7 protein-coding genes are annotated in these 10795 nt (G+C 58.5%); 1 reads left to right on the top strand and 6 read right to left on the bottom strand.

Annotated elements, in window-relative coordinates; all coding sequences use genetic code 11:
- Positions 1–117: 117 nt before the first annotated feature.
- From glnB to purL, 5 genes are all read right to left on the bottom strand, one after another.
- On the bottom strand, positions 118–456 hold the full coding sequence (glnB, locus tag FQK12_RS02175) for a nitrogen regulatory protein P-II (RefSeq protein ID WP_002914032.1): 339 nt from the start codon (positions 454–456) through the stop codon (positions 118–120).
- 65 nt (positions 457–521) lie between these two features.
- Positions 522–1859 (bottom strand): two-component system response regulator GlrR, encoded by a 1338-nt coding sequence (glrR, locus tag FQK12_RS02170; protein ID WP_014230390.1) that lies wholly within the window; start codon positions 1857–1859, stop codon positions 522–524.
- Positions 1846–2550, bottom strand: coding sequence for a two-component system QseEF-associated lipoprotein QseG (qseG, locus tag FQK12_RS02165; RefSeq protein WP_038423057.1), 705 nt, complete (start codon positions 2548–2550; stop codon positions 1846–1848). Before qseG ends, glrR begins: the two co-directional genes overlap by 14 nt.
- A 13-nt stretch (positions 2551–2563) precedes the next feature.
- Positions 2564–4000: a sensor histidine kinase gene (locus FQK12_RS02160; protein ID WP_088941783.1), complete on the bottom strand. Its 1437-nt coding sequence runs from the start codon at positions 3998–4000 to the stop codon at positions 2564–2566.
- A gap of 562 nt (positions 4001–4562) precedes the next feature.
- The gene (gene purL / locus FQK12_RS02155) at positions 4563–8450 is read right to left on the bottom strand and encodes a phosphoribosylformylglycinamidine synthase (RefSeq protein WP_032720558.1); all 3888 of its coding nucleotides are present in this window, start codon (positions 8448–8450) and stop codon (positions 4563–4565) included.
- Positions 8451–8624: 174 nt separating this feature from the next.
- Here purL and mltF point away from each other — a divergent pair, with 174 nt between their 5' ends.
- Entirely contained in the window at positions 8625–10241 is a 1617-nt protein-coding gene (gene mltF, locus FQK12_RS02145; RefSeq protein WP_014839219.1) for a membrane-bound lytic murein transglycosylase MltF, read from the top strand.
- Here mltF and tadA read toward each other — a convergent pair.
- A complete protein-coding gene (tadA, locus tag FQK12_RS02140) occupies positions 10238–10744 on the bottom strand; it encodes a tRNA adenosine(34) deaminase TadA (protein ID WP_014230397.1) in 507 nt (168 codons plus the stop codon). The genes mltF and tadA overlap by 4 nt on opposite strands.
- Between the last annotated feature and the right edge of the window lie 51 nt (positions 10745–10795).

Here is a 10795-nt window from a genome sequence, read left to right as displayed (position 1 = left end):
CCGCCGATAGCTATGGATCCGCATTTATCAATGCCCAAAAAACAGCACGATAAGCCCTAATTCAAAAACATAGTCAGCTGCCCCGGTGACATCAGGTACCGGGGCTTTTTGGATGGCTTAAATCGCCGCGTCGTCTTCTTCGCCGGTGCGGATACGAATCACGCGCGCGACATCGAAAACAAAGATCTTACCGTCGCCGATTTTGCCGGTCTGCGCCGTACGGATAATGGTATCCACGCAGGTATCGACGATATCATCGGTGACAACGATTTCGATTTTCACTTTCGGCAGAAAATCGACCATATACTCCGCGCCGCGATACAGCTCGGTATGCCCCTTCTGGCGGCCAAAACCTTTCACTTCCGTTACCGTCATCCCGGTGATGCCGACTTCGGCCAGCGCTTCACGCACGTCATCCAGTTTGAAGGGTTTAATAATCGCATCAATCTTTTTCATGGTGTTCCTGTTTTAGTCGCGTAACCGGTTGCTAACCGTATCATAACTTGCGTCATCACGCGGAGCTACTCTTTAAAGTCGTTAGCGTCGAGCTCGTGGCGCGACAGCAGCTTATAAAATTCGGTGCGGTTGCGCCCCGCCATCCGCGCCGCATGCGTGACGTTGCCTTTAGTGATTTGCAGCAGCTTGCGCAGGTAATTGAGCTCAAACTGATTCCGCGCCTCAACAAAGGTCGGCAGCGCGGTGTTTTCCCCTTCCAGCGCCTGCTCCACCAGGGCGTCGCTAATGACCGGCGAAGAGGTTAGCGCCACGCACTGCTCAATCACGTTCACCAGCTGGCGCACGTTGCCCGGCCATTTGGCGGCCATCAGCCGCTTCATCGCATCCGTGGAGAATGCGCGGACAAAAGGTTTATGGCGATCGGCAGACTGGCGCAGCAGATGGTTCGCCAGCAGCGGAATATCTTCCGTACGCTCAGCCAGCGGCGGGATTTTCAGATTCACCACGTTGAGACGATAGAACAGATCTTCACGAAATTCGCCTCGCGCCATGGCCTTCGGCAGGTCGCGATGGGTCGCAGAAATAATCCGCACATCAATATCGATATCGCGATTGCTGCCCAGCGGGCGCACTTTACGCTCCTGCAGAACGCGCAGCAGTTTCACCTGTAGCGCAACCGGCATATCGCCAATTTCATCAAGAAACAGGGTCCCGCCTTCCGCGGCCTGGAATAGCCCCTCGCGATTGCTGACTGCGCCGGTAAAAGCGCCGCGCGCGTGGCCGAACAATTCTGACTCCAGCAACTGTTCGGGAAGCGCGCCGCAGTTAATGGCGACAAAAGGTTTATCACGGCGCGGGCTGGCGTTATGAATTGCCTGGGCGACAATCTCCTTGCCGGTACCGCTCTGGCCGTTAATCAGCACGCTGACGTCCGACTGCGCCACCATCCCGGCCTGCTCCAGCAGTCGCTCCATCAGCGGGCTACGGGTCACAATCGCCTGACGCCAGCGCTCGTCGGTGGTTGGCGCGCTCTGCTCCAGCGCGTCATCAATCGCTTTATAAAGGGCGTCTTTATCCACCGGCTTGGTGAGAAAGCTAAACACGCCCTGCTGGGTCGCGGCAACGGCGTCCGGAATGGAACCGTGCGCGGTGAGAATGATCACCGGCATCCCCGGCTGAACCTTCTGGATTTCGCTGAACAGTTGGAGTCCGTCCATCTCGTCCATCCGCAGGTCGCTGACCACCAGATCGACCTTGTCGCGGCTCAGCGTGCGCAGCGCCTCCGGCCCGCTCTCGGCGGTCAGTACGCTATACCCTTCGCTGACCAGACGCATACCCAGCAGTTTCAGCAGCCCCGGATCGTCGTCCACTAATAGCAGACGGGCGGGTTTACGGATCGTCATGAATCACCTCCGGGACTTTATCGCCGCCGTGCCCGGCGTCAGAGCTGAAGTTCCCGCCGGGTTTACGGCTGGAGAGCTGACGCTCGATATCGGTGAGATTCTCCAGCTTGCGGGTCGTCAGTTCGAGCTGACTGCGTAGCTCAATTTCCTGCTGACGCAGCGTCTCCAGCTCCGCATCGCTTGACTGCTGCAATTTGGCGTAGCGGGAGCGCTCCTCAATCAGCTGAAGCTGCCGGCCCTGGGCATCGCGCCAGAGCTGATAAAGCGGGCGAACCTGGGCGGCGATTTGCGGGCTGAAGGCATCCAGACTGGCCACCAGATCGCGACGTTCGTTGGGCGTGATTTTGGCATCGGCCAGTAAAATGCCGCGTTTAAAGGCATCCTGCCAGCTGTCGGCATCGTGCTGCCGGGCTTCAGCCCGCGCCTGTACCGGAGCAAGGCGGTCCGCGCAGTCAATTCCCCGCAGCCAGTAAAGCGGGTTTTTATCACTGGCCTCGCTTTGCAGGCTCCAGATGTCGGCGCACTCCACCGAAAGAAAATCGGCGACCTGGTGCTGCGGCAGCGCGGAGAGCGTTTTGCCATCCGCGGCGTGTGGTGATGTAGAGGCGGAACATCCCGCCAGCGCCAGGCAGGACATGCCTGACAACAGCCATCCCCTGAGGGGACGGACAAGTGCGAAGAAGTGGGACATATTCACCCGATAGTTATACGTTATTTTGTCCAGACTCGGCGACGGGGAGCGTGATACGAAAACAGATTAGCCCTGATTTATCATCAACCAGGCTCAGCTCGCCCTGCATTTGCCGTACGCAGTCGCGGGCAATGCTCAGCCCCAGACCGCTGCCTTTTACCGCCCCTTTACGCTGGTGGCTTCCCTGATAAAAAGGCTCAAAAATCATGTTTCTCTCTGCGGGCGGGATCGGCTCGCCGTCGTTAATGACGTCAATGCGCACCTGCTCGCCGTGCCGATAGCTATGAATGCGAATGTTACCGGATTCAGCACCATAGTGCACCGCATTGGAGTAGAGATTATCCAGGACGCTCACCAGCAGAGCGGGCTCCGCTTCGCATAAACGCTCGCTGAGCAACAGTTCGGTATGCATCATTTTAGCTCTTGCCGGCAGGCTATGGGCAGAAACCACATTTTCCACCAGTTCGGCCAGGTTTACCGTCTCGCGCGCAATCGGGCCATCGGCCTGTTTACGGTTGTAATCCAGCAGCTGCTCGATCAGCTTTTGCAGGTTGCGGCTGCTGTTATCGAGAATTTCAACGATCTCCTGCTGCTCGAGCGTCAGCGGCCCGGCCACCCGGTCGGCAAGCAGCTCCGTCCCTTCGCGCATGCTGGCCAGCGGCGTTTTCAGCTCATGGGAAAGATGGCGCAGGAACTGATGACGCTGGGACTCCAGCCAGGCAAGGCGTTCGCTCAGCCAGATAATGCGTTTACCGACGGAGCGCAGCTCGCGCGGACCGGTAAACAGCGCGGCGTCGTCCAGCGACTTCCCCTCCCCCAGTCGGTTGATCATTCTCTCAATGCCCTTCACCGGGCCGATAATCATGCGGGTGAACAGCAGCACCAGCGCCAGGCTGAGCAGGAACAGCACCAGCGCCTGCCAGCCGAAGAACTGCCCGCGCTCGGCGATTTCCTGCTGCAGCTGCTGCCCGCGCGAATAGACCACCGTTCGGGTTGCCTGCACCATGTCGCTATTGGCCGAGGCAAACGCTTCCAGGCTGGCGGCTGACTTCGCCGCCGGACCGCTATTTTTACACTGCAGCTCGGCCAGATCGTCGAGATCCTGACGCAGCGCCTGCCAGATTTTCTCATCGGGCAGGACGCCCGCGTGAGCATCAAGCATTTCGCTGTAGCGTTGGCGCTGATTCTGGTAGACCCGCGCCAGCGTCGGATCGTCCAGCACGCAGTACTGACGGTAGCTACGTTCCATCTCCAGCGATGCGTTAATCATCGCTTCGCTGCGGCGGGCGTCGATAAGGGTAGTACGGTTGATATGCGCCGCCTGCGCGCTCAGCGCGTTGAGGCTTTGCCACGCCTGCCATGCCAGCACCAGCAGCGGCAGCAGGATCAGCACGAAGGATAGCGTGACCAGCTGGCGCAGCGAACGGGGGAAAAGGGAGAGTCGCTTCACGGATAGGGTCTCAATCATTAGCTCATGACGATGCTAACCGAGGACGCAATAAACATCTACGCCGGAAATAATAAAGCCAGGCTACAGGAGCCTGGCTTTATTAAGAAATGAGGCGGTGCCTTACTCGACGTTTCGCCCGATGACTGATAAAGCGGAGCTGTTATCAGGAGTTGGACGGCAGGCACCTGTTTGTGCGTCATTCGAAGTTTATGTAGCGCGTCCCGAAGGGGCTGACATAAGAAGGTGAATGAGCCACTGGTTATAATTATGCACGAACTATGCCACATCTCAAAACATTTTATTAACACAATGAAATATAATACCTTTTTACTATTCATGGGCATGAATGATGATGGTCGGTTTTCGCGCAAAGTGTCGCTGATTAGCAACACCGGATGAATGGTTTAGCAATGCTATTATAAATCAATAAGTTAAGTGTCACCTTTTGACGACACCGCTATAGCGCGTTTGTCGGCGATCCCCGACACCTGCTGTCGATACGCCTCACCAATAAAAAAGCCCCCTGCGCGGGCAGGAGGCTTAATGCGATTTGTGAGCGGTTTTAGCCCAGCTGTTTACGCGCGTTGCGGAAAATACGCATCCACGGGCTGTCTTCGCCCCAGTTTTCCGGATGCCAGGAGTTCGACACGGTGCGGAACACGCGTTCCGGGTGCGGCATCATGATGGTCGCGCGCCCGCTTTCGCTGGTCACCGCGGTGATACCGTTCGGCGAACCGTTCGGGTTAGCCGGATAGTTTTCCGTCACCTTACCAGCGTTGTCGACGAAGCGCAGCGCCACCAGGCCTTTACTTTCCAGCTGCGCCAGATGCGCGCCATCGCGAACTTCCACCTGCCCTTCACCGTGGGATACGGCAATCGGCATCATTGACCCCACCATCCCCTGCAGCAGCAGAGACGGGCTCTGGGTCACTTCAACCAGGCTGAAGCGGGCTTCAAAGCGGTCGGACTGGTTACGCACAAAGCGCGGCCACAGCTCGCTGCCCGGGATAAGTTCGCGCAGGTTAGACATCATCTGGCAGCCGTTGCACACGCCCAGCGCCAGGGTTTGCGGACGATGGAAGAAGGTGGCAAATTCGTCGCGAACCCGCTCATTGAACAGAATCGATTTCGCCCAGCCCTCACCCGCGCCTAAAACGTCACCGTAGGAGAAGCCGCCGCAGGCCACCAGCGCCTGGAAGTCAGCAAGACCGGTACGCCCCGCCAGCAGGTCGCTCATGTGCACGTCGATGGCATCAAAGCCCGCGCGATGGAACGCCGCGGCCATTTCTACATGGGAGTTCACGCCCTGCTCGCGCAGCACCGCAACCTTCGGACGCGCGCCGGTGGCAATATAAGGCGCAGCGATATCCTCATTGATATCGAAGGAGAGCTTCACGTTAAGGCCCGGATCGGCATCGTTGGCTTTCGCCTCGTGCTCCTGGTCGGCGCACTCCGGGTTATCGCGCAGACGCTGCATTTGCCAGGTGGTTTCTGCCCACCACATGCGCAGCGTTGTGCGGCTTTCGCTGAATACCGGATGACCGTCGGCCTCGATGACAAAGCGATCGCCCGTCGTGGCCTGGCCAAGATAGTGAACGCAATCCGCCAGACCATGAGCGGCCAGCAGCGCTTCCACCGCCTGGCGGTCGGCGGCACGAACCTGAATCACCCCGCCAAGCTCCTCGTTAAACAGCGCGGCCAGACGATCCTCGCCGAGCGCGGCGATATCAACCTTGACGCCGCAGTGGCCGGTAAAGGCCATCTCGGCCAGCGTGACCAGCAGGCCACCGTCAGACCGGTCGTGCCACGCCAGCAGCTTACCTTCGGCCACCAGCGCCTGCATTGCGTCCCAGAAGCCTTTCAGCTGTGCGACATCGCGCACGTCGGCGGTCACATCGCCAAGCTGACGATAAACCTGCGCCAGCGCGGTCGCGCCCAGCGCATTGTTCCCCTTGCCTAAATCAATCAGCAGCAGGGCGTTGTCTTCGGTCGCGAGCTGTGGGGTGACGGTACGGCGTACGTCTTCCACGCGGGCAAAGGCGGAAATCACCAGCGACAGCGGAGAGGTCATCTCGCGCTGTTCAGTGCCTTCCTGCCAGCGGGTTTTCATCGACATAGAGTCTTTACCCACCGGAATGGTCAGTCCGAGGGCCGGACAGAGCTCTTCGCCAACCGCTTTTACCGCTTCATATAAACCGGCGTCTTCGCCCGGGTGACCGGCTGCGGCCATCCAGTTTGCCGACAGCTTCACGCGATTGAGCGCGCCAATCTGCGTCGCCGCGATGTTGGTCAGCGCCTCGCCGACCGCCAGACGGGCGGAAGCGGCAAAGTCCAGCAGCGCCACCGGCGCGCGTTCGCCAATGGACATGGCTTCGCCATAGTAGCTGTCGAGACTGGCGGTGGTCACCGCGCAGTTAGCCACCGGGATCTGCCACGGACCCACCATCTGATCGCGCGCCACCATACCGGTGACGGTACGGTCGCCGATGGTGACGAGGAAGGTTTTCTCCGCCACGGTCGGCAGGTGCAGCACGCGATTCACCGCGTCGGCAATAGTGATTCCCTGGCGTTCCAGACTCTGACCCTGGGCTTTGAGCGTCTGCACGTCGCGGGTCATTTTCGGCGTTTTGCCCAGCAGCACGTCAAGCGGCAGGTCGATCGGGCGATCGTCAAAGTGAGTATCGTCGAGGCTCAGATGCAGCGCTTCGGTCGCTTCGCCAATCACCGCGTACGGCGCGCGTTCGCGGCGGCACAGCTCATCAAACAGCGGCAGCTGTTCCGGCGCGACCGCCAGCACATAACGTTCCTGCGATTCGTTACACCAGATCTCCAGCGGGCTCATACCCGGCTCATCGCTGAGGATATCGCGCAGCTGGAATTTACCGCCGCGTCCGCCGTCGCTGACCAGTTCAGGCATCGCGTTCGACAGACCGCCGGCGCCGACGTCGTGGATAAACAGAATCGGGTTAGCGTCGCCCAGCTGCCAGCAGCGGTCGATAACTTCCTGGCAACGACGTTCCATTTCCGGGTTGTCGCGCTGTACGGAGGCGAAATCGAGATCGGCATCGGACTGGCCGGAAGCCATTGAAGAGGCCGCGCCGCCGCCAAGACCGATGTTCATCGCCGGACCGCCGAGAACAATCAGCTTCGCGCCGACGACGATCTCGCCCTTCTGCACGTGTTCGCCGCGAATGTTGCCGATACCGCCCGCCAGCATAATGGGCTTGTGATAACCGCGCAGCTCTTCGCCGTTGTGGCTGCTCACTTTCTCTTCATAGGTACGGAAGTAACCGTTGAGCGCCGGACGACCAAATTCGTTGTTAAACGCCGCGCCGCCCAGCGGGCCTTCGGTCATGATATCCAGCGCGGTGACGATACGCTCCGGCTTACCGAAATCCTCTTCCCACGGCTGCTCAAACCCCGGAATACGCAGGTTGGAAACCGAGAAGCCCACCAGACCCGCTTTCGGCTTCGCGCCGCGCCCGGTGGCGCCTTCATCGCGAATTTCGCCGCCGGAACCGGTCGCCGCGCCCGGCCACGGAGAGATCGCCGTCGGGTGGTTATGGGTTTCGACCTTCATCAGAATATGCGCGTCTTCCTGGTGGAAGTCGTAGCGGCCGGTTTCGTGGTCGGCGAAGTAGCGCCCCACGGCTGAACCTTCCATTACCGCGGCGTTGTCTTTATAAGCAGACAGCACGTAGTCCGGGGTTTTCTCGAAGGTGTTTTTGATCATTTTAAACAGCGACTTCGGCTGCTTTTCGCCATCAATGACCCAGTCGGCGTTAAAAATCTTGTGTCGGCAGTGCTCGGAGTTAGCCTGCGCGAACATATAGAGTTCGATATCGTTCGGGTTGCGACCCAGCTTCTGGAAAGCATCCTGCAGATAGTCGATTTCATCATCCGCCAGCGCCAGCCCCAGACGGAGGTTGGCGTCAATCAGCGCCTGACGGCCCAGGCCCAGCAGATCAACGCTGGTGACCGGGGTTGGCTGATGGTGGGCGAAGAGTTTTTCACCCTCTTCCAGCGCGCCAAAGACGCTTTCCATCATGCGGTCATGCAGTTCGGCCGCCACCTGCGACCACTGTTCGTCATTCAGGCTGCTCGCTTCGACGTAATACGCCACGCCGCGCTCCAGGCGCAAAACCTGTGACAGGCCGCAGTTATGGGCGATGTCGGTAGCTTTAGAAGACCAGGGAGAGATGGTGCCGGGACGGGGGGTAACGAGCAGTAGCTTGCCGGTCGGGGTATGGCTGCTTAAGTTCGGGCCATACTTGAGCAATCTTGCCAGGCTCTCGCGATCGTCGCCGCTGAGCGGGGCGCTGAGGTCGGCAAAATGAACGTACTCGGCATAAAGGGTGCTGACCGGAAGGTTGGCCGCCTGGAAACGTGCCAGCAGTTTATTGATACGGAATGCCGACAGTGCAGGTGAACCACGCAAAATTTCCATCATAAGTCTCTCGTCTTCGAAGCTTTCATGGTGAGCCAGGGGGGAAACGGGCGCCATTATAGTGAATCCTGCGCCCCGACGAAACCGTTTGCGTAGAAATAAAATGATTGCCGGGGTTTATCAATTAATGTGACTCATCTCGCGAATAAGTTGCCAACTGGCGCATTCTTAAGCAAAATGCCGCTCATTCCAGGACAACCTTTTACTTTTTCTGGTCATAATCTGCTGAGGAACGCGAAGCTGCAGAAGATTAACTATCTGAAAAAACTAAAGATTAATTATCTGCTCATCGGCATTGTGACCCTCCTGCTGGCGGCTGCCCTGTGGCCGTCTCTCCCGTGGATGGGAAAACCAGAAAACCGCGTGGCGGGGATCATGGCGCGCGGAGAACTGCGAATCAGCACCATTAATTCGCCGATGACCTTCGCGACCATCAATGACAAGACCTACGGTTTTGATTATGAGCTGGCGCAGCAGTTTGCCGACTACCTCGGCGTCGAGCTCAAAGTCACCGTCAGGCAGAATATCAGCCAGCTATTCGACGACCTCGATGAAGGCAAAGCCGACATGCTGGCAGCCGGGTTGGTCTACAACTCCGAGCGGGTGAAAAACTATCAGGTCGGGCCGACCTACTATTCCGTTTCGCAACAGCTGGTGTATCGCAAAGGCAACCTGCGTCCGCGCACCCTGGCAAACATCACCGCCGCGCAGCTGGCCATCGCTCCCGGGCACGTGGCGATTAACGATCTCCAGGCATTGAAAAAGCAAAAATATCCCGACCTTGAGTGGCACGTGGACGATAAGCGCGGCACGACGGCGCTGATGCAGGCGGTTATCGATGGCAAACTCGACTATACCGTCGCTGATTCGGTCGCCGTCAGTCTGTTCCAGCGCGTCCACCCGGAGCTGGCCGTCGCCCTCGATATCAGCGACGAACAGCCGGTCACCTGGTTTAGCGAAAAAGGTGAGGATAATTCCCTGCCGGCGGCAATGCTCGATTTCTTCAATAACATTAACGAAGATGGCACCCTGGCGAGGCTGGAGGAGAAATACCTCGGCCACGGCAACGATTTTGACTACGTTGACACCCGCACCTTCCTGCGCGCCGTGGAGAGCGTCCTCCCTGACCTGCAGCCGATGTTTGAAAAATACGCCCGACAGATAGACTGGCGGCTGCTGGCGGCTATCTCATGGCAGGAATCGCACTGGGATCCGCAGGCCACCTCTCCGACGGGCGTTCGCGGGATAATGATGCTGACCCGCAATACGGCGCAAAGCCTGGGCCTGACCGATCGTACCGACGCCGAGCAAAGCCTCGACGGCGGCATGCGTTATTTACAGGACATGATGAATAAAGTGCCGGAGTCGGTCCCACAGGACGAGCGCATCTGGTTTGCGCTGGCGGCTTATAATATGGGCTACGCGCACATGCTTGACGCGATGGCGCTGACCAAAAAGCAGAAAGGCAACCCGAATAGCTGGGCCGATGTGAAGCAGCGTCTGCCGTTGCTAAGCCAGAAAAACTACTACAGCCGACTGAAGTACGGCTTTGCGCGCGGGCACGAAGCCTACGCCTACGTCGAAAATATCCGCAAATATCATATTAGCCTCGTGGGCTATCTCTCTGAAAAAGAGAAAAAAGACGCGCAGATGGCGGCCTTAGGCGAACACTATCCGGCAGTCATGCCGGATGAGCTGGATAAAGAAGAGCAGTACACCAGGTCCTTTTTTAACTTTCGCGCCGAAACGCTGGTCGATAACGCAAAATTAAAAATCCCCGGAATGGGGCATTAATCCTGCGCCTGTTGGCCCGCTCGCTTTAGCGCTTTTTTCTCTTCCCGCCGCCAGCGGAAGAAATCGCTCAGCATGCCGGAACAGGCCTCCGCCATAACACCTTCCGCTATTTCTACCCGATGGTTCATGCCCGGATGATGCAGCACATCAATCAGCGACCCGGCGGCGCCGGTTTTCGCATCCCTGGCGCCAAACACCAGTCGGGAAATACGGCTGTGCACCATTGCCCCGGCGCACATCACGCAGGGCTCGAGAGTAACGTACAGCGTTGCGTCAATCAGGCGATAGTTTTGCAACACCAGCCCGCCCTGACGCAGCGCCATAATCTCGGCGTGCGCGGTGGGATCGTGGCGGCCGATGGGCCGATTCCAGCCCTCGCCGATGACCTGATGATTATGCACCAGCACGGCGCCGACCGGCACCTCGCCCTCTTCCCAGGCGCGTTTAGCCAGCGTCAGGGCGTGACGCATCCAGTATTCATCATTTAATTCATGGTCAGACAAAGCGGGCACTCCTGCAGAAAAGCGGGGCGCATTATACATGGGCGCTATGTA

Source organism: Klebsiella sp. ME-303 (assembly GCF_007910085.1).
In the GTDB taxonomy this organism is placed as follows: domain Bacteria; phylum Pseudomonadota; class Gammaproteobacteria; order Enterobacterales; family Enterobacteriaceae; genus Klebsiella; species Klebsiella michiganensis.
Note: the sequence above shows the minus strand (reverse complement) of the source record. Positions and strands in the feature narration are given on the sequence as shown.